This is a genomic window from Homoserinimonas sp. OAct 916, from assembly GCF_003260275.1.
In the GTDB taxonomy this organism is placed as follows: domain Bacteria; phylum Actinomycetota; class Actinomycetes; order Actinomycetales; family Microbacteriaceae; genus OACT-916.
In genome coordinates this window covers 1-332 of sequence record NZ_QJHB01000080.1, presented here as the reverse complement: position 1 = coordinate 332, position 332 = coordinate 1, and the positions used below count along the sequence as shown (strand labels likewise).

Annotated in this window: 1 pseudogene; it reads left to right on the top strand. The window is 42.2% G+C overall.

Going from position 1 to position 332, the window contains the following annotated elements:
* Positions 1-54: 54 nt before the first annotated feature.
* A pseudogene (locus tag DL891_RS16785) lies at positions 55-332 on the top strand (IS21 family transposase); the annotation flags it as partial.

Genomic DNA, 332 nt, shown 5'->3' with positions numbered 1-332 from the left:
TACGGTTAAGGTTTTGAAGACTAAAACAGTGGAGGTAAAGAAAGGATGCTAGCAATGCCTGAAATTCATTATATCAAACATTTAAGGGAAAACAAAGATCTGTCGATCTCGGAAATTGCGAGAAAGACAGGGCTGAATTGGAGAACTGTCAAGAAATATGCCGATGGAAATATTGGCGGACAAAAAATCATGAAAAAGAAACGGGGGATGATGTACGAGCTAGGATATGGGGAGATCATCGATGACTGGCTGGAGGAGGACGCGAAGCTGCCACGAAAAGAGCGAAGAACCAATCGAACCATGTTTGAACAACTGCAAAAAGAGCATGGTTT